We start from the raw sequence: 20,450 nt of genomic DNA, 5'->3' as shown, positions 1-20,450 counted from the left end.
ATCAACGTCAGAAGAATAAAGCTTCAGGCGATCGGCTACCGATCGCCTGAAGTGCTACAAGGGGGACTTACAACTTGTTCCACGCCATGTGCCAGTGAGCACCGACACCTGGTTCAAAACCGTTGGCAGTGGGGCTGTACTGCTTGCAGTAACCCGACTCGGGGAATGGCTTGCACTCAAAGACTTCGTTGGTCTTCGGTTGCAGAACCTTGGTACCGGCGGTGTAGTCGCCGAGGCCTTCAGGGAACACGAAATCGTATTCGACGCCGGCACCTTCGCCAGTCAGTTGGGTGGTCTGGGTGTCCTGACGGGTGGTGCGGCCATCCAGGGTGGTGCCGACCAGGGTCAGGGTGTGCGCACCCGGGTTGCTGCGTACATCCATGGACAGCCAGGTGGAGCCGCTGGCCACTTGTGCCGACGTGGTGCCTACCGGTTTGTTGTTCTGGTCGAGCAAGGTCGCTTCGACGTTCATCGGGCGGTTCGCAATCATGCTGAACTCGACCTTGGCCCGGCCTTTATCCAGAACGTATTCGGCTTGCTGCGAGGCCACCGACATGCGCGCTGCGGTGTCTTCCTTCATGTCCAGTTGCACTTCGTAGCGGGTTACACCGCTTTCTTTTTGTGCGTACAGCGTGTTGTTGCCCCGGATCGGCTCGATGTTGCCGTTTTCATCACGAATACCGGCGCGGATGAGCTTGTGGGTCGCGTTGATTTTTTCCGCCAGCTTGAAGGACCAGTCTTGCGGCGAGCCTTCCTCAGCGTTGTCGATGCTGATTTCGACGCTGTAATCCGGGTTCTCGCCATTGGCGGAGAATGCGCGGGCCTTGACCTTGTCGCCGACCAGCAGCTCGGTCGCGGCGGAAATACTGCCTACGGAAGACCAGCCACCCGGTAGCGCCGGTTCAGCGAGAATGTTCACGTCGGCGGCGTTATAAAACGCTGCATCGGTATCACCGACGGTCCAGATCGCCAGGATGACATGCTGGCCGGATTTATCTGCCGGGATAGTGCAGTTGTGCTTGTCGCTGTTAGACGGCATTTTATTGCCGCCATCGACGGTGCAGAACGGGGTACTTTCGAAGGTGGCGCGCTTGAGCGATTCGTTCGGATTCCAGCCGTTGCGGCTGATGAAGTACTCGTGTTTGGTGGCCGGATGAACTGCCTTGTAATGCCATTGGAAATCAATGTTGCGATCCTTGATTTCTGTCAGGTGCCAGCGAGTGGCGGACTGTGCGTCCATGGCAGAGAACAGCGAGTGACCACCGCTGGCGATCTTGCCATCGACCGGGCCTTGCAAGGGAGCACCGCCGACGCCTGCCGGAAAGCCCTTGAAGGTTTCACCGACACTCTGCGGCTCGTACTGGGCGCCACCGCAGTTGGTGTTCAAGCCTTTCTGGCAAGCCAGCGCGCGCGAAGGCGGCACTTCCAGATAGCCATGGGCGGAAACGGTTTGAGAGGCCAGCATTGCCGATAACAGGATCATCGATGAAGTGCAGGCGGTTAAGGCACTTCTCTTTTCAAACTTGATTTTCATGATGTATTCCAGACTGCTTATCGAAAACAGGGCGCCTTGTGGGCGCCCCTGTTCGCTTCGTGATTGTTCGGCGATACGCCGGACAAGGGCCTGGAACCTTACGGGGATGGAAGAAAATTCTATGTAGGAGTAATCGCCGCACGAGGCAGGAACAGTCTCTCCATTCCTCGGTCCGACAAAGAAAGAAAACATTCTTACAACAAGTGATGCTTTATCGATTGAGCTTTTGAACGGCACAAAAAAACCTGTCCGGCACGAGGCGGGACAGGCTTTGTCGAAACGGGCAATCGCTATTCGTGATACTGCGCCGACAGCTCATGTACCGCGCGCAGGAACGCGCCAGCATGTTCCGGATCGACTTCCGGCGTGATGCCATGGCCGAGGTTGAACACGTGGCCGCTGCCTTTGCCGTAGCTGGCCAGGATACGTCCGACTTCCGCGCGAATCGCTTCCGGCTTGGCGTAGAGCACGGTCGGGTCCATGTTGCCTTGCAGTGCGACCTTGTCGCCGACACGGGCGCGGGCGCTGCCGATGTCGCAGGTCCAGTCCAGGCCCAGTGCATCAGCACCGGCGTCGGCGATGCTTTCCAGCCACAGACCGCCGCTCTTGGTGAACAGGATCACCGGCACCTTGCGGCCTTCGTGCTCGCGGATCAAGCCGCTGACGATTTTCTTCATGTAGGCCAGGGAGAACTCCTGGTACGCCGCCGCCGAGAGGGCGCCGCCCCAGCTGTCGAAGATCTGCACCGCTTGCGCACCGGCCATGATCTGGCCGTTGAGGTAGCTGGTGACCGTCTGCGCGAGCTTGTCCAGCAGCAGGTGCAGGGCTTGCGGATTGTCGTAGAGCATGGTTTTAGTCTTGCGGTAGTCTTTCGACGAACCGCCTTCGACCATGTAGGTGGCCAGTGTCCATGGGCTGCCGGAGAAGCCGATCAGCGGCACACGGCCGTTCAGTTCGCGGCGGATGGTGCTGACCGCGTCCATCACATAGCCCAGGTCTTTGTGCGGATCAGGAATCGGCAGGGCCTCGATGTCGGCCAGGGTGCTGACGACTTTCTTGAAGCGCGGACCTTCACCGGTTTCGAAGTACAGGCCTTGGCCCATGGCATCGGGGATGGTCAGGATATCGGAGAAGAGGATCGCCGCGTCCAGTTGTGGATAGCGGTCGAGCGGCTGCATCGTGACTTCGCAAGCGAACGCCGGGTTCATGCACAGGCTCATGAAATCACCGGCCTTGGCACGGCTGGCGCGGTATTCAGGCAGGTAGCGACCGGCCTGACGCATCATCCACACGGGGGTGACGTCTACGGGTTGCTTGAGCAGGGCGCGCAGGAAACGGTCGTTCTTCAGGGCAGTCATGTCGGCATCCGGAAAAAAAGTGAGGGCATTTTCTCAGAGCCGGGCGCAAAAGGCACGGTTGCAGGTCAGCCTTTTGTCTATCGGGTCAATTTGTCGCAATGTAAACGCAGTATTCGTTACACCACGAAACAACTGTGGGAGCGAGCTTGCTCGCGATGGCGGTGTCACATTCAACATTTCTGTCAACTGATCCACCGCTATCGCGAGCAAGCTCGCTCCCACATTTGATCCCATTTCAAATTGAAATCGGGTTTTAGACGCCCAGGTAATCCAGGATCCCTTCAGCCGCATTACGGCCTTCGAAGATCGCCGTCACTACCAGGTCAGAACCGCGAACCATGTCGCCACCGGCGAAGATTTTCGGGTTGCTGGTCTGGTGCTTGTACTGACCTTGCTCAGGCGCCACCACGCGGCCCTGGCTGTCGGTCTGGATTTCGAACTGTTCGAACCACGGCGCCGGGCTCGGACGGAAACCGAAGGCGATAACCACGGCGTCGGCCGGGATGATCTCTTCGGAGCCCGGGATCGGCTCGGGGCTGCGACGGCCACGGGCATCCGGCTCGCCGAGACGGGTCTCGACCACCTTCACGCCTTCGACCTTGTCTTCACCGACAATGGCGATCGGCTGGCGGTTGTAGAGGAACTTCACGCCTTCTTCCTTGGCGTTCTTCACCTCTTTGCGCGAGCCTGGCATGTTCGCTTCGTCACGACGATAGGCGCAGGTCACCGACTTGGCGCCCTGGCGGATCGACGTACGGTTGCAGTCCATCGCCGTGTCGCCGCCGCCGAGTACCACAACCTTCTTGCCTTTCATGTCGACGAAATCTTCCGGCGACTTTTCAAAGCCAAGGTTGCGGTTGACGTTGGCGATCAGGAAGTCCAGTGCGTCGTACACGCCCGGCAGGTCTTCACCGGCAAAACCGCCCTTCATGTAGGTGTAGGTGCCCATGCCCATGAATACGGCATCGTATTCTTCGAGCAGTTGCTCCATGGTCACGTCCTTGCCCACCTCGGTGTTGAGGCGGAACTCGATGCCCATGCCGCTGAAGACTTCGCGACGATTGCTCAGCACGGTCTTTTCCAGCTTGAACTCGGGGATACCGAAGGTCAGCAGACCGCCGATTTCCGGGTTCTTGTCGAACACCACCGGGGTCACGCCACCGCGCACCAGCACGTCGGCACAACCCAGGCCCGCCGGGCCCGCACCGATGATCGCGACACGCTTGCCGGTCGGCTTGACCTTGGACATGTCCGGGCGCCAGCCCATGGCGAATGCGGTGTCGGTGATGTACTTCTCCACCGAACCGATGGTCACCGCGCCGAAGCCGTCGTTGAGGGTGCAGGCACCTTCGCACAGACGGTCCTGCGGGCACACCCGGCCGCAGACTTCCGGCAGGGTGTTGGTCTGGTGCGACAGCTCGGCGGCCTGGAGGATGTTGCCCTCGGCCACCAGTTTCAGCCAGTTGGGAATGAAGTTGTGCACCGGGCACTTCCATTCGCAATACGGGTTACCGCAACCCAGGCAGCGGTGGGCCTGGTCGGCCGACTGCTGGGGTTTGAAGGGTTCGTAGATTTCCACGAACTCTTTCTTGCGTTGACGCAACAGTTTCTTCTTCGGATCCTTGCGCCCGACCTCGATGAACTGGAAGTCATTATTCAGACGTTCAGCCATTTTAAAACCTCATCAAACTCTTCAGGCGCATATCACTGCGGGTTGGCACGGGTGCTGGAAAGCAACGTTTTCAAGCTGGCAGCCTTCGGCTTGACCAACCAGAAACGGCGCAGGTAATCATCGAGGTTCTCGGCGAGTTCGCGACCCCACTCGCTGTCGGTTTCCTCGACGTACTCGTTCAGCACGCGTTGCAGGTGGCTACGGTAGGCTTCCATCGCCTCGCCGCTGATCCGCTGGATTTCCACCAGTTCGTGGTTGACCCGGTCAACGAAGGTGTTGTCCTGGTCGAGCACGTAGGCGAAACCGCCGGTCATGCCAGAGCCGAAGTTGTAACCGGTCTTGCCCAATACGCAGACGAAACCACCGGTCATGTACTCGCAGCAGTGATCGCCAGTGCCTTCCACGACGGTGTGGGCACCGGAGTTACGCACGGCGAAACGCTCGCCCGCGGTGCCGGCGGCAAACAGCTTGCCGCCAGTGGCGCCGTAAAGGCAGGTGTTGCCAATGATGGCACTGTCCTGGGTACGGTAGACGCTACCCTTCGGCGGAACGATCACCAGCTTGCCGCCGGTCATGCCCTTGCCGACGTAGTCGTTGGCATCGCCTTCAAGGTACATGTGCAGGCCGCCGGCGTTCCACACGCCGAAGCTCTGCCCGGCCGTGCCTTTGAAGCGGAACGTGACCGGCGCGTTGGCCATGCCCTGGTTGCCGTGCTTGCGCGCGATTTCGCCGGAGATCCGTGCGCCGATGGAACGGTCGCAGTTGCAGATATCCAGGTCGAATTCAGCGCCGCTCAAGTCGTTGATCGCCGAGGTGGCCATGTCGACCATTTTCTCGGCCAGCAGGCCCTTGTCGAACGGCGGGTTGCGTTCAACGCCACAGAACTGCGGCTTGTCCGCCGGCACGTGGTCGCTGCCCAGCAACGGGGTCAGGTCCAGGTGATGCTGCTTGGCGGTCTGGCCTTCGAGGACTTCCAGCAGATCGGTACGGCCGATCAGCTCTTCGAGGGAGCGCACGCCCAGCTTGGCCAGCCACTCACGGGTTTCTTCGGCGACATAGGTGAAGAAATTCACCACCATGTCGACGGTACCGATGTAGTGATCCTTGCGCAGCTTCTCGTTCTGGGTCGCGACGCCGGTGGCGCAGTTGTTCAGGTGGCAGATGCGCAGGTATTTGCAGCCCAGGGCGATCATTGGCGCAGTGCCGAAGCCGAAGCTTTCAGCGCCGAGGATGGCCGCCTTGATCACGTCGAGGCCGGTTTTCAGGCCGCCGTCGGTCTGCACCCGCACTTTGCCGCGCAGGTCGTTGCCACGCAGGGTCTGGTGGGTTTCGGCCAGGCCGAGTTCCCACGGAGCACCCGCGTACTTGATCGAGGTCAGCGGCGACGCGCCGGTGCCGCCGTCGTAGCCGGAGATGGTGATCAAGTCCGCGTAGGCCTTGGCCACGCCGGCGGCGATGGTGCCGACGCCCGCTTCCGCTACCAGCTTCACCGAGACCAGCGCCTGCGGGTTGACTTGTTTCAGGTCGAAAATCAGCTGCGACAAGTCTTCGATCGAGTAGATGTCGTGGTGCGGCGGCGGCGAAATCAGGGTCACGCCCGGCACTGCATAACGCAGCTTGGCGATCAGGCCATTGACCTTGCCGCCTGGCAGTTGACCGCCCTCGCCTGGCTTGGCGCCTTGGGCAACCTTGATCTGCAGCACTTCAGCGTTGACCAGGTATTCCGGGGTTACACCGAAACGACCGGTCGCCACCTGCTTGATTTTCGAGCTCTTGATGGTGCCGTAGCGCGCCGGGTCTTCGCCGCCTTCGCCGGAGTTGGAACGCGCACCGAGGCGGTTCATGGCTTCGGCCAGGGCTTCGTGAGCTTCCGGCGACAGGGCGCCCAGCGAGATACCGGCGGAGTCGAAGCGCTTGAGCACCGACTCCAGCGGTTCGATTTCGCTCATATCCAGGGGAGTGTCGAGGGTTTTGACTTTCAGCAGGTCGCGGATCATCGACACCGGACGGTTGTCCACCAGCGACGTGTATTCCTTGAACTTGCTGTAGTCGCCCTGCTGCACAGCGGCTTGCAGGGTGTTGACCACATCCGGGTTGTAGGCGTGGTACTCGCCACCGTGGACGAACTTCAGCAAACCACCCTGCTGGATCGGCTTGCGCGGGCTCCAGGCTTCGGTGGCCAAGGCTTTCTGCTCGGCTTCGATGTCGACGAAACGCGCACCCTTGATGCGGCTTGGCACGCCCTTGAAGCTCAGATTGCAGACTTCCTCGGACAGGCCGATCGCTTCGAACAGTTGTGCTCCGCGATAGGAGGTGATGGTCGAGATGCCCATCTTCGACAGGATCTTGAGCAGGCCCTTGGTGATGCCTTTACGGTAGTTCTTGAACACCTCGTAGAGGTCGCCCAGCACTTCACCGGTACGGATCAGGTCGCCCAGCACTTCATATGCCAGGAACGGATAAACGGCAGAGGCGCCGAACCCGATCAACACGGCGAAGTGATGCGGATCGCGAGCGGTCGCGGTTTCCACCAGGATGTTGGAGTCGCAGCGCAGGCCCTTTTCGGTCAGGCGATGGTGCACCGCACCAGTGGCCAGAGAAGCGTGGATCGGCAACTTGCCCGGGGCGATGTGACGGTCACTCAGCACAACCTGGGTGCGACCGGCGCGCACGGCTTCTTCAGCCTGATCGGCAACGTTGCGGATCGCCGCTTCCAGACCGACGCTTTCGTCGTAGTTGAGGTCGATGATCGCGCGCTCGAAGCCCGGACGATCGAGGTTCATCAGCGAGCGCCACTTGGCCGGGGAAATGACCGGCGAGCTGAGGATCACGCGCGAAGCGTGTTCCGGCGACTCCTGGAAGATGTTGCGCTCGGCACCGAGGCAGATTTCCAGCGACATGACGATGGCTTCGCGCAGCGGGTCGATCGGCGGGTTGGTGACCTGCGCGAACTGCTGGCGGAAATAGTCGTACGGCGTGCGCACGCGCTGGGACAGCACGGCCATCGGCGTATCGTCACCCATCGAGCCCACGGCTTCGTAGCCTTGCTCGCCGAGCGGACGCAGCACCTGGTCGCGCTCTTCGAACGTGACCTGGTACATCTTCATGTATTGCTTGAGCTGATCGACGTCGTAGAACGCCGAACCGTGGTCGTTGTCTTCCATGGTCGCCTGGATGCGCAGGGCATTCTTGCGCAGCCATTGCTTGTACGGGTGACGGGACTTCAGGCGGTTGTCGATCGCATCGGTGTCGAGGATCTGACCGGTTTCGGTGTCCACGGCAAAGATCTGGCCCGGGCCAACGCGACCCTTGGCGATCACGTCTTCAGGCTGGTAGTTCCAGACGCCGATTTCCGAGGCCAGGGTGATGAAACCGTTCTTGGTGGTGACCCAACGCGCCGGACGCAGACCGTTACGGTCGAGCAGGCACACCGCGTAGCGACCGTCGGTCATTACCACGCCGGCCGGGCCGTCCCACGGTTCCATGTGCATCGAGTTGTATTCGTAGAACGCACGCAGATCCGGGTCCATGGTCTCGACGTTCTGCCACGCAGGCGGAATGATCATCCGCACGCCACGGAAAAGGTCGATGCCACCGGTGACCATCAGCTCCAGCATGTTGTCCATGCTCGAGGAGTCGGAACCGACGCGGTTGACCAGCGGGCCGAGTTCTTCCAGGTCCATCAAGTCGTTGGTGAACTTGGTGCGACGAGCCACGGCCCAGTTGCGGTTGCCGGTGATGGTATTGATCTCGCCGTTGTGCGCCAGGAAGCGGAACGGTTGAGCCAGTGGCCATTTCGGCAAGGTGTTGGTGGAGAAGCGCTGGTGGAACACGCAAATCGAGGTTTGCAGGCGCTCATCGCTCAGGTCCGGATAGAAGGCGGTCAAGTCCGCCGGCATCATCAGGCCTTTGTAAATGATGGTCTTGTGGGAAAAGCTGCAGACGTAGTGGTCGGTGTCGGCGGCGTTGGCCACGGACGAGCGACGACGGGAGGTGAACAGCTTGACGGCCATGTCCTGATCGCTCAGGCCTTCACCGCCGATGAACACTTGCTCGATTTGCGGCAGGCGCTCAAGGGCCAGACGGCCGAGGACGCTGGTGTCGATCGGCACTTTGCGCCAGCCGACCAGTTGCAGACCGGCGGCCAGGATCTCGCGGTTCATGTTCTCGCGAGCGGCTTCGGCCTTGACCGGGTCCTGATTGAAGAAAACCATGCCCACAGCGTATTGCTTGGGCATTTCGACGCCGAACGTTTCCTGGGCGATGGCTCGCAGGAACACGTCCGGCTTTTGAATCAGCAGACCGCAACCGTCACCGGTCTTGCCGTCGGCATTAATCCCACCGCGGTGGGTCATGCAGGTCAGGGCCTCGATGGCCGTTTGCAAAAGGGTATGACTGGGCTCGCCCTGCATATGGGCAATCAGGCCGAAACCGCAGTTATCCTTGAATTCATCTGGTTGGTACAGACCTGCTTTCATAGACACTTTCTCACCAGGCTGCTTCTGATCGAAGCAAATTTCTTTTCAATTCAACCACTTGCACTCCGCGCCGAACGTACGCCAGCTTTGCGGGGGCAAAAGGGAGGTCATTGTACACACCGACACAGAGGCTCACAAATTTGACGACGAAATGTCGCAAATCTATGTCGCATTTGTGAAAGGTTTAAAGCGATCTGCTGTGCTAGTCAAAACTTTTTTTAATTTTGACCGCAACGACTCAAAGACTACTGTGACGCAGACACCACAAGGCACGCAGCCCGGAAGGCTGCGCGCACTTGTAGAAATTTTGAGGTGCTTGGAGAGGCGGCCTGGGTAAGGCCGCCGAATCTTCAGCGAGTTGTTGCCAGTTCCTGTTGGACGCTGGCGACAGTGCGAGGCCAAGGTTTACCAGCCTGAACCTTCGCTGGCAAGGCCTTGATGGCGGAAACGGCTGCATCACGATTGGCGAAGTTGCCGTAGGTGATCACGTAGAGCGGTTTGCCATTGAGGACTTTCTTGAAATAACGGTACTCGCCGCCCTGCTCCTTGACGAAGCTTTGTGCGGCAGTTTCGGAGCTGGTGCCGAGGATTTGCACCACGTAGTTACCCGGTGCCTGACCGGCGTACCAGGTGCCGCCAGCGGCCTTGGCCGCCGGAGCCGGTTTCTCGGCAGGCTTGGCCGCCGCAGCAACGGCTGGCTTGGCTGGCGCTGGTGCAGGCTTGGCCACTGGAGCAGGCGCTGGTACAGGCGCTGGCTTGGCGGTGGCGACCTGAGTCGGCGCAGGCGTCGGCTTGGCCGCTGGTGTCGGCGCAGGGCCGGCAGGAACGCCCACAGGCGGCGCAGTGGTGGTCACGGTCGGCGGAGTGGCGCTTGAGCCTTCAACCGGCACCCCGTCGTCACCTTCGGTAATGCCACCTGCCGCTTCAGCCAGCGGACCGCGCATCACCGGTTGCGAGTTACCGACCAACGGCAATGGCATCGGCTGCGTGTTGCCAGCGAATTCTACGGCCGGAGCGCCGCCATTCGCTGTTGGCTGACCCTGGCCAAGCGGCAGTTGCGCCTGTTCATTGGCCGGCGCACCGGTGGTCGGTGCCTTGTTGCGACCTGGAATCAACCAGGCGGCAGCTACCGCGACCACGACCACGGCGGAAATCGCCAACACGTGTTTCTTCGGCATATTGAACCCCATTTTTGGACGCTTGACCGCTGAGCGGCTGGCGATCATGGCTTCGATCATTGCATCGCGGGCGACCTGATTGATGCTGCCAGGCCAACCTTCGGAGCTTTCGTGAATATCAGAGATCTGATCCGCGGTGAAAAGTTCGATACCGCGACCAGCGCCTTCGAGCCGCTGCTCCAGATATTCGCGGGTTTCCTCTTCGGTGTAGGGCTGCAACTCGATGACGTGGAAACGCTCTTCCTCGAGATGCAAAGCCTCAAGCTGAGCAATCAGCGAGGTCTCACCGAACAGGAACACATGCGGGCGGCCTTCAGGCGCACCGGCAGCCAGGACCATCAGAGCCTCAAGGGCGGACTCGTCGAGTTGTTCGGCGTCATCGACCAGCAGATAGACTTCTTGCCCGGTCAGTGCAAGCTGCACCACCTGGGCCAGAATAGCGTCGGCATCAGCCTGGCCGACGTTCAACGCCTGGGCCACCTGACGCAATACCCCGGCCGCATCGCCGGCGCCGCGGGCAGAAACCACCACGCTTTGGACCGATTGCTTGTTGGTGCTGGCGACCAGAGCCTGACGCAACAGGGTCTTGCCACTGCCTTCTGGGCCAGTGACCACTAGCAGCAACTGACTGTAACGGGCCAGGTGATGTAGTTGTCCCAGCACGGGTTTGCGCTGGGCCGGGAAAAATTTGAAGCCAGGCACCCGTGGAGCAAAAGGGTCATGACTCAACTGGTAATGGCCGAGGAAGGCCTCGTCGGCATGCAAACTAGTCATTGTGTTCTTATTTAACCTTTAAGCTGAGCCAGGGCGCGGTAGTCTGCCCCCAGCGTGGCCTGTAGAACCTCTTTCGGATAATCGTCGGTCACCACCGCTTCACCCATGTGGCGCAGCAGCACCAGGCGTAAACGACCGTCGATCACTTTTTTGTCAATGGACATATGTTCGAGGAAATCGGCTTCTGTCATTTCTTCCGGCGGAACGACCGGCAGCCCCGCACGCTGGAACAGACGAATGCCGCGATCGCGCTCCTGCTCGCTGATCCAGCCGAGGCGCGCGGACATTTCCAGCGCCATTACGGTGCCAGCAGCCACAGCCTCACCATGAAGCCACACACCATAGCCCATGTGGGTTTCAATGGCGTGGCCAAAAGTGTGGCCCAGGTTCAGGGTGGCACGCACGCCTGTCTCTTTCTCATCGGCACCGACCACTGCCGCCTTGGCCGCACAGGAACGCTCGATGGCATAGGTCAGGGCTTGCTGGTCCAGATTGCGCAGGCGGTCGACGTTGTCTTCGAGCCAGGTCAGGAACGGCTCATCACAGATCAGCCCGTACTTGATGACTTCGGCCAGCCCGGCGGACAGCTCGCGCGCCGGCAGGGTATTGAGGCTGGCGGTATCGATCAGCACCACGTTCGGCTGATAGAAGGCGCCGACCATGTTCTTGCCCAGCGGATGGTTGATCCCGGTCTTGCCGCCCACCGAGGAGTCGACCTGCGACAGCAGCGTGGTCGGAACCTGGATGAAATCGACGCCGCGCTGGTAGCAGGCGGCGGCAAAGCCGGCCATGTCACCGATCACACCGCCGCCAAGGGCGATCACCGTGGTGCGGCGGTCATGCCGGGCGGTCAGCAGACCGTCGAAAATCAGTTGCAGGGTTTCCCAGGTCTTGAAGGCTTCGCCGTCGGGCAGTACCACGGAAATCACCGAGAACTGCGCCAGGCTGCGGGTCAGACGCTCGAGATAGAGCGGCGCAACAGTCTCGTTGGAGATGATCGCTACTTGCCGTCCGCGAATGTGCGGGGCCAGCAGCTCGGGCTGATCCAACAAACCTTCGCCAATATGAATCGGGTAGCTGCGCTCGCCTAGATCGACCTTGAGTGTCTGCATGTGTCCCCACAGTGAAGATGGAATCAGGCGTACTGCCTTGAGTTAACGAATATCCACGGCCTCTGCTGGTGTGACGCCGTTCGGTAGCCATCCGCCACAACCTCGAACGGTCATGGCGGGACGCCGAGGATAGCGCATTTCGCGCGGCGCTTTAACGGGGTGGCAACTGCTGCAGACGCTCTAGAATGTCGAGTACGACCATTCGTGGCGGCCGCTCATCGGTTTCGACCACCAGGTCGGCAATTTCCCGATAAAGCGGATCGCGGATCGCCAGCAGATCCCGCAGGGTCTTGGCCGGATCGGCGGTGCGCAGCAATGGCCGATTGCGGTCGCGGGACGTGCGGCCGACCTGCTGCTCGACTGACGCATGCAGATAAACCACCCGCCCACCGGCATGCAGTGCCCGACGATTGGCTTCGCGCATGACCGCGCCCCCGCCTGTCGCCAGCACCACACCGTCGCAATCGCACAGCTCGGCAATCATTGCCTGCTCGCGATCACGAAAACCCGGTTCGCCTTCCTTATCGAAGATCCAAGGGATATTGGCGCCCGTGCGCAATTCAATTTCCTTATCGGAATCTTTGAATGGCAGGCGCAGCTCTTTGGCCAGCAACCGGCCGATGGTGCTTTTTCCAGCACCCATCGGTCCAACAAGAATCAAATTTCGCACAGAATCAATGACTCACAGCAATCGCCCGATTATTCATGATACGCGGAGTGAGGAATACCAACAGCTCGGATTTTTTCTCCGAAACCACATCACGCCGGAAAAGGCGGCCAAGATACGGCACATCGCCAAGAAATGGCACCTTATCTACAACCTTGCTCTGAGTATTTGAGAAAACACCACCAATGACGATGGTCTCGCCATCGTTGACCAGGACCTTGGCGTTGACTTCGTTTTTCTTGATGGGGGGTACATCCTGAACCTTGTTCAGGTAGTCCGGTTCGTCCTTGGTCACCTTGACTTCCATGATGATCCGGTTGTCGGGCGTGATCTGCGGCGTCACCTCCAGCGACAGCGAAGCCTCCTTGAACGACACCGAAGTCGCGCCGCTGGAACTGGCTTCCTGATAGGGAATTTCCGTGCCCTTGAGGATTTTGGCGGTCTCCTTGTCGGACGTGACCACCTTGGGCTGGGAGACGATTTCCCCGTTGCCGGTTTTCTCCATGGCCGTCAGCTCCAGGTCCAGCAAGACGTTATCGGTGATGAAGGCGATGCCGATTCCCGAGGTGTTGTTGGCTACGCCCATGTCGACGAACGGTGAGTTGGTGCTGGTACTGCCGGGCGTGCCAATGGTCGATGACCCATTGAGTCCATTGCTGACGCCGGAGGTGTTCCAGTTGCCCTTGTTCTGTATCGAACCACCCCAGCGCACCCCGAGGCTTTTGTCATAGTCGACGTTGGCTTCGACAATGCGCGCCTCGATCATCACCTGACGCACAGGGATATCCAGCTGCGTGACGATCCTGCGCAGCTCATCCAGCCGGTCCTGGGTCTGGTAGGCAATGATGTTGTTGGTGCGTTCATCGACGGTGATTGATCCCCGTTCGTCGGGTTTCGCTTCGGCACTGGTCACCGACTGGAAGAGCTTGGCGATATCCGCCGCCTTGGCGTAATTGACCTGCAACAGCTCCCGACGCAACGGCGCCAGATCGGCAATCTGCTTCTGCGATTCGAGCTCCTGACGCTCACGGGCAGCAATTTCATCGGCCGGCGCAACCAGCAGGACATTGCCGACCTTGCGCTTGTCCAGCCCCTTGGTTTTCAGCACCAGATCCAGCGCTTGATCCCACGGTACGTTCTGCAAGCGCAGGGTAATTCCCCCCTGGACCGTGTCGCTGGCCACCAGATTGAGGTTGGTGAAATCGGCGATCAGTTGCAGCACCGAGCGCACATCGATGTCCTGGAAGTTCAGCGATAGCTTCTCGCCGCTGTAGGCCTGTTGCCCGGCATTGCGTTTTTGCAGTTCGTCGACCGTCGCCGGGCGAACGCTGACCGTGAGCTTATTGTCAGTCTGATAGGTCGAGTAATCGAACGTGCCGCCGGGTTCAATGCTGATGGTGGCTCGATCGCCGCTCGCGCTGGCATTGACGAACTGCACGGGCGTGGCGAAATCCTTCACGTCCAGACGCACGCGCAATCGCTCGGGCAATAAGGTCTTGGCAAATCCGACGATGATCCTGCCTTCGCGCTCTTGTATGTCGGGCGCAATCGATGGATCCGACAAGTCGATCACCACGTTGCCTTCGCCCTGGGTCCCCCGCTGGAAATCCACACCCCGAATGGCCTTGCCTGCCGTCGCGACGGCTCGTGCCGGAACCGGCATTGCTGCGGCCGCCGGCCTGGATGTCGACGGTTTGACTCCCTGCCCGACAACGACCAGCAGATTGTTACCTTCTATTCGCGAGTCGTACGGGGCAGGCTGGGTCAGGTTGATGATCAATCGCGTACGGTCCCGGGCTTCCACCACCGTCGCACTTCGGGCATTTCCACTGCCCAGATCGTGAGTCTTGCTCGCCAGCTGACTGGCGACACCCGGCAAATCCAGGGCAATCCGGGCTGGCGAATCCGTCGTGTAGCCGTGGGGCACCGGGGGCGGCGCATCGAACGACAACTTCAACTCGACACGGTCACCCGGCAGCGCTGCGACATCCAGCGCCTTGAGATTGGCCGCTTGTACCATCGGCGACAACAACGCTATCCATAGCGAAAGGCCGACGGTGGAAAGAATCCTGTTCATTATTGGAGTTCCACTATGAGTGCTCTTTCAAAGGGATGGTCCGGGGACGCTCCAGCCACGCACCCTGACCATCAGAGACAATTTCAACCACATCGACTTGAGAGCCACTGATCGCAACGATCCGTCCGTCGTTACGCCCCAGGTAATCGCCGACTTTCAGCCGGTGCACCCCACCCGCCCCGCGCAGCAGGGCATAGGAGCCCGACGCATTGGAAAGGGTGCCGACCATTTCAAACTGCTCGATGTTGAAGCCTTCGAGGTATTGTTTGACCCGACCCAGGTCGGGTTTGACGTTACCCGAACCCCGCCGCCGGGCCGCCAGATCAGTGCTGATCTGTGGCGAAAACGGGCTGCGCAGATTCGCCGCGTTGTAAGTGAATGCAGGGTAAGACTGGAATACTGGCGTTGGTTCAATCTTCCCCGGCCCGTGCAGGCGCATTTCGTTCATGTACGCGTCCAGATCGGTGTAGTCATCCCCCCCGCCACAACCGGACAGGGCAGACAGCAACACCACCACCGAAAAACAACGTGCCGGGCTCATTGATGCTGCCCCTTGTCGTTGTAGCGGTAAGTCTTGGCGAGGATGGTCAAGCGCAGTTTCGGACCACCCTCAGGGCTGACAGGAGCAAGATCGAAATCGTGCAAGGTAACGATTCGCGGCAACCCGGCCACACCACTGACGAAGGTGGCCAGGTCGTGGTAATCCCCGGTGACCGTGATCTGGATCGGCAGCTCGATGTAGAACGGCTGGGCCACCTCCGGCAGCAACTTGATCTCTTCGAACTCCAGGCCACTGCCGAGGCCCGTACGCGTGATGTCTTCGAGCAAGCCGGGCACTTCGGTATCGCTGGGCAGTTGCCGCAACAGCACGACGAAGGTGTTCTCCATCTCTTTCAACTGCCGGGTGTAGAGATCCAGGTTCGCCGCCATGCGCGCCTTGCTGGCGAACTGCTCCTTGAGCGTCGACTCTTCCTCACGCTTGAGATCGAGCTGGCTCACAAGGTCGCGGGTGGAAAAGTTATAGCCAAAGGCCACCACCAGAAACACGAGCAAAGCAGCCACCAGACACTTGATCGCCGGCGGCCAGGCGCCCATGTTGCTGGTATCCAGATCATTGATGTCGATCTTGCGCAGCCCTTCGAACCATTCGGACAGACTCATTTGCCCCCCTCCGGTGTTGCGGGTTGAGTCTGGCGGACGGTCAACTGGAAGACGTTTGCCTGCTCCAACTGGCCGACAGCCGTGGCCTTGACTTCGGTCAGGCTCGGCGCATCGAACCAGTCTGATGCCTCGAGGTTGCGCATCAATTCTGAAACGCGGTTGTTGGATTGCGCGGCACCGGTGATGGACAAGGTCTTTGCGGTCATTTTCACTTCGGTGAAATACACGCCGTCGGGCAGGGCTCGCGCCAACTGGTCAAATATTCGCCCGCTGATTTGGCGATTGCCCTGCAGGCCCTGGATGACACCCATGCGCTCGACCAATTGCTGACGGCGCGCCTTGAGATCATTGATCTGGCTGATTCGCTCATCGACCACGGCGACTTGCTTGCCGATGTAATCGTTACGGGCGACTTGCTGGTCGATGGCACCGCTAATGACCTGGTTCGCAACCAGCACCGCACCCATCGCGCCCACCATTGCCGCCACCAGGACCAGCAGGAAGCGCTTGCGGCGGACTTCACGCCGCTCCTCGCGCCAGGGTAAAAGGTTGATCCGTGCCATCAGTCGAAGCTCCTGAGGGCCAGACCGCAGGCGATCATCAACGCCGGGGCATCACTCGCCAGGGCAGCGCCATTGACCTTGCTGCCCAGAGTCATTTCGCAAAACGGGTTCGCGACCTGGGTCGGCGTGCCCAATTGCTGCTCGATCAAACGGTCCAGCCCCGGGATCGACGCCGTACCGCCGGCCAGCAGGACATGATCGACGGCACTGTACTGGCCGGAAGCCAGGAAGAAGTGCAACGAGCGCGACACCTGCTGCACCAGCGCCTCTCGAAATGGTTGCAAGACCTCGGCGGCATAGTCATCCGGCAAACCGCCCTTCCTTTGCGCCAGCCCCGCCTGCTCGAGCGTCAGGCCGTAGCGACGCTGGATTTCCTCGGTCAGTTGCCGACCGCCGAACAGCTGTTCGCGGGTGTAGATAATCCGCCCGTTGTGCAGCACGCTCAGGGTGGTCATGGTGGCGCCGATGTCCACCACTGCGACCGTCAAAGGTTTCTCGGAAACCGCGAGTCGACTGGCCAGAAGTTCGAATGAACGCTCCAGCGCGTAGGCCTCGACATCGACCACGCGGGCGGTCAGCCCCGCCAGGGCCAGGGCGGCCTCGCGGACTTCGACGTTTTCCTTGCGACAAGCGGCGAGCAGCACGTTGACGCGCTCGGGATTACGCCCGGAGGTGCCCTGGACTTCAAAGTCGATCGCGACTTCGTCCAGGGGATAAGGAATGTACTGGTCAGCCTCGATTTTCAGCTGGCTTTCCATTTCGTCTTCGCAAAGACCGGCATCCATCTCGATGGTCTTGGTGATCACCGCTGAGCCCGCCACGGCCACGGCCACGTTCTTGAGGGCGGTTCTGGCCTTGGCCAGCGCGCGAGTGATGGCCAGCCCCACACCTTCGAGCTCGGCAATATTCTTTTCGATCACCGCGCCGACCGGCAATGGCTCGACCGCATAGGCCTCGACCCGATAGCGCTCACCCTGACGGCTCAACTCAAGAAGTTTCACCGAGGTGGAACTGATGTCGATTCCCAGCAGCGTATTGGATTTTTTGTTGAAGAGTCCTGGCACTACCAATTCCCTATGACTTTCCGTGAGTTACGGACTCTGCAATGTCCATTGCGTTCAATCCACCCGTCTTGACAGCAGCGCCAGCCACGCTCCCGATCAGAAAAATGCTTATAATGCCCAGCGTTTTTTTCCGCTTTTGCTCAAGCGCGGGTCGTTCTCGTTTAGCCTGAACCCTGTTGCCCAATTCATTTTTTACCCTGGATATCCAAAAGCCTTGATTCGTCTGCTGAAGTTTTTCGGTTGGTCCATCGTCGCGGTTTTCTGCGGACTCCTTCTGGGTCTGAGCGGGGCGTACCTTTACCTTAGTCCCGGACTACCGTCCGTGGAGGCGCTGAGAAGCATCCAGTTGCAGATCCCTTTGCGGGTCTACAGCAGCGATAACAAGTTGATCGCAGAATTTGGCGAAATGCGCCGTACACCGATCCGTTTCGCCGACATTCCCCCCAATTTCATCAATGCGTTACTAAGTGCTGAAGACGACAATTTCGCCAACCACTACGGCGTCGATCCGAGCAGCCTGATGCGTGCCGCGACCCAACTGGTCAAAAGCGGACACATCCAGTCCGGCGGCAGCACGATCACCATGCAGGTGGCGAAGAACTTCTTCCTGACCAGCGAACGCAGCTTTTCACGCAAGACCACCGAGATCCTGCTGGCCCTGCAGATCGAACAGCAGCTGACCAAGGACGAGATCCTCGAGCTGTACGTCAACAAGATCTATCTGGGTAACCGCGCCTACGGCATCGAGGCGGCGGCGCAGGTCTATTACGGCAAATCGATTCGCGATGTCAGCCTGGCGCAGATGGCGATGATCGCCGGCCTGCCCAAGGCGCCGTCGCGCTTCAACCCGCTGGCCAACCCGGCGCGCAGCAAGGAGCGTCGCGACTGGATCCTGGGGCGCATGTACAAGCTCGGAAAAATCAGCGAGGCCGACTACACCGCTGCAGTCAACGAGCCACTGAACGCCAGCTATCACGTGCCGACCCCGGAAGTGAACGCCCCGTACATCGCCGAAATGGCCCGTGCCGAAATGGTCGGGCGTTACGGTAGCGACGCGTATACCGAAGGCTTCCGCGTCACGACCACGGTACCGAGCGACCTCCAGGAGCTGGCCAACACCGCGGTCCACGAAGGCCTGATGACCTACGACCAGCGTCACGGCTATCGCGGGCCAGAGTCGCGGCTGCCGGGCAAGACCCGCGAGGCCTGGGCAACCGAGCTGACCAAACAACGCATCATCAGCGGCCTGGAACCGGCCATCGTGACCCAGGTCGACAAGACCGGCCTGCAGGTACTGACCCGCACCGGCCAGGAACACGTGAACTGGGACACCATGAAGTGGGCCCGGCCGTTCCTGAACACCAACAGCATGGGCGCCAACCCGAAACAACCCTCGGACGTGGCCCAGGTCGGTGATCTGATTCGCGTGCAGCGTCAGCCGGACAATTCGCTGAAGTTCAGCCAGATCCCGCAGGCCCAAGGCGCTCTGGTGTCCCTGGACCCACAGAACGGCGCCATTCGTTCGCTGGTCGGGGGCTTCGCCTTCGAGCAGAGCAACTACAACCGCGCATTGCAGGCCAAGCGCCAGCCGGGCTCGAGCTTCAAACCGTTCGTCTACGCCGCCGCACTGGATAGCGGCTACACCGCCTCCAGCCTGGTGAACGACGCACCGATCGTGTTCGTCGACGAGTACCTGGACAAGGTCTGGCGCCCGAAGAACGACACCAACACCTTCCTCGGCCCGATTCGCCTGCGTGAAGCGCTGTACAAGTCGCGCAACCTGGTGTCGATCCGCTTGCTGCAAGCGATGGGCGTCGGCAAGACCATCGACTACATCACGCGCTTCGGCTTCAACAAACAGGACCTGCCACCCAACCTGTCCCTGGCACTGGGCACTGCGACCCTGACGCCAATGGAAATCGCCACCGGCTGGAGCGCCTTCGCCAACGGCGGCTACAAGATCACCCCGTACATCATCGACAAGATCGAAAGCCGCAACGGCGACACACTGTTCGTCGCCAACCCGCCGAGCGTGCCTCAGGGCGGCGCTGCCAGCGATGGCATTGCCGTGCCAGCCGCCCAAGCCTTCACGGTCAACGCAACGCCGGGCGAGGCACCGGGCACTACGCCGACACCACAAGCACCCGCCGTGGCCGAACGCATCGTTGATGGGCGCACCACGTACATCCTCAACAGCATGCTTGAGGATGTGATCAAGCTCGGCACCGGTCGCCGCGCGCTCGCCCTGGGCCGCCCTGACATTGCCGGCAAGACCGGTACGACCAACGAATCCAAGGACGCCTGGTTCTCCGGCTACAACGCCGATTACGTGACGACCGTGTGGACCGGCTTCGATCAACCGGAAAGCCTGGGTCGCAAGGAGTTCGGCGGCACCGTCGCGCTGCCGATCTGGATGAACTACATGGGCGCCGCGCTCAAAGGCAAACCACCGCATACTCAACCGGAGCCCGAAGGCATCCTCAGTCTGCGAGTCGATCCGATCAGCGGTCGCGCGGCCAGCCCGGGCACCCCGGGGGCCTACTTTGAACTGTTCAAGGTCGAAGATACGCCACCGTCCGGGAACGAGCTGGGCAACGGTCTGGCACCTGGCAGCCCACTGCCGGCGGATGAAGCGGCGCCGATCGATTTGTTCTGATTGCAGGACCAACATAAAGCCCCGCTCTTCTGTAGAAGGCGGGGCTTTTTTGCATCCGGGCTTCCTGTCATATCGCCATCGCGAGCAAGCTCGCTCCCACAGGGGTACGCATTCCAATGTGGGAGCGGGCTTGCTCGCGAAGAGGCCATCAGAAAC

At 60.4% G+C, this 20,450-nt stretch carries 13 protein-coding genes; 1 reads left to right on the top strand and 12 read right to left on the bottom strand.

Features of this window, described 5'->3' with window-relative positions; genetic code table 11:
- Positions 1 to 67 precede the first annotated feature (67 nt).
- The 12 genes from gbpA to PSJE_RS21545 form a co-directional block, all read right to left on the bottom strand.
- Complete coding sequence (gene gbpA, locus PSJE_RS21605; protein WP_090452685.1) at positions 68 to 1,534, bottom strand: N-acetylglucosamine-binding protein GbpA; 1,467 nt, start codon at positions 1,532 to 1,534, stop codon at positions 68 to 70.
- Positions 1,535 to 1,824: 290 nt separating this feature from the next.
- Positions 1,825 to 2,892 carry a uroporphyrinogen decarboxylase gene (hemE, locus tag PSJE_RS21600; RefSeq protein WP_057712346.1) on the bottom strand — a complete coding sequence of 356 codons (1,068 nt, stop codon included), beginning with the start codon at positions 2,890 to 2,892 and terminating at the stop codon, positions 1,825 to 1,827.
- A gap of 253 nt (positions 2,893 to 3,145) precedes the next feature.
- Positions 3,146 to 4,564, bottom strand: a complete 1,419-nt coding sequence (locus PSJE_RS21595; RefSeq protein WP_007997363.1) for an FAD-dependent oxidoreductase — start codon at positions 4,562 to 4,564, stop codon at positions 3,146 to 3,148.
- Positions 4,565 to 4,596: 32 nt separating this feature from the next.
- Entirely contained in the window at positions 4,597 to 9,042 is a 4,446-nt protein-coding gene (gltB, locus tag PSJE_RS21590) for a glutamate synthase large subunit (protein ID WP_090452683.1), read from the bottom strand.
- 350 nt (positions 9,043 to 9,392) lie between these two features.
- Positions 9,393 to 10,994: an AAA family ATPase gene (locus PSJE_RS21580; protein WP_090452681.1), complete on the bottom strand. Its 1,602-nt coding sequence runs from the start codon at positions 10,992 to 10,994 to the stop codon at positions 9,393 to 9,395.
- Positions 10,995 to 11,005: 11 nt separating this feature from the next.
- Positions 11,006 to 12,106, bottom strand: coding sequence for a 3-dehydroquinate synthase (gene aroB / locus PSJE_RS21575; RefSeq protein ID WP_057712349.1), 1,101 nt, complete (start codon positions 12,104 to 12,106; stop codon positions 11,006 to 11,008).
- 151 nt (positions 12,107 to 12,257) lie between these two features.
- Positions 12,258 to 12,776: a shikimate kinase AroK gene (gene aroK, locus PSJE_RS21570; protein WP_057712350.1), complete on the bottom strand. Its 519-nt coding sequence runs from the start codon at positions 12,774 to 12,776 to the stop codon at positions 12,258 to 12,260.
- A 4-nt stretch (positions 12,777 to 12,780) separates the two neighbouring features.
- Positions 12,781 to 14,850, bottom strand: a complete 2,070-nt coding sequence (locus tag PSJE_RS21565) for a type IV pilus secretin PilQ (RefSeq protein WP_090452679.1) — start codon at positions 14,848 to 14,850, stop codon at positions 12,781 to 12,783.
- Positions 14,851 to 14,863: 13 nt separating this feature from the next.
- Positions 14,864 to 15,391, bottom strand: a complete 528-nt coding sequence (locus PSJE_RS21560; RefSeq protein WP_090452677.1) for a pilus assembly protein PilP — start codon at positions 15,389 to 15,391, stop codon at positions 14,864 to 14,866.
- A complete protein-coding gene (locus tag PSJE_RS21555) occupies positions 15,388 to 16,011 on the bottom strand; it encodes a type IV pilus inner membrane component PilO (RefSeq protein WP_090452675.1) in 624 nt (207 codons plus the stop codon). The genes PSJE_RS21560 and PSJE_RS21555 overlap by 4 nt, the downstream gene beginning before the upstream one ends.
- On the bottom strand, positions 16,008 to 16,574 hold the full coding sequence (locus PSJE_RS21550; RefSeq protein ID WP_090452673.1) for a PilN domain-containing protein: 567 nt from the start codon (positions 16,572 to 16,574) through the stop codon (positions 16,008 to 16,010). The genes PSJE_RS21555 and PSJE_RS21550 overlap by 4 nt, the downstream gene beginning before the upstream one ends.
- Complete coding sequence (locus PSJE_RS21545) at positions 16,574 to 17,638, bottom strand: pilus assembly protein PilM (RefSeq protein ID WP_090452671.1); 1,065 nt, start codon at positions 17,636 to 17,638, stop codon at positions 16,574 to 16,576. The genes PSJE_RS21550 and PSJE_RS21545 overlap by 1 nt, the downstream gene beginning before the upstream one ends.
- 217 nt (positions 17,639 to 17,855) lie before the next feature.
- Here PSJE_RS21545 and PSJE_RS21540 point away from each other — a divergent pair, with 217 nt between their 5' ends.
- Positions 17,856 to 20,294, top strand: coding sequence for a penicillin-binding protein 1A (locus PSJE_RS21540; RefSeq protein ID WP_407515167.1), 2,439 nt, complete (start codon positions 17,856 to 17,858; stop codon positions 20,292 to 20,294).
- Positions 20,295 to 20,450 lie beyond the last annotated feature (156 nt).

The sequence above is a fragment of the Pseudomonas jessenii genome (genome assembly GCF_002236115.1).
Lineage (GTDB): Bacteria > Pseudomonadota > Gammaproteobacteria > Pseudomonadales > Pseudomonadaceae > Aquipseudomonas > Aquipseudomonas jessenii.
This window is presented reverse-complemented; position numbering and strand designations above follow the sequence as displayed.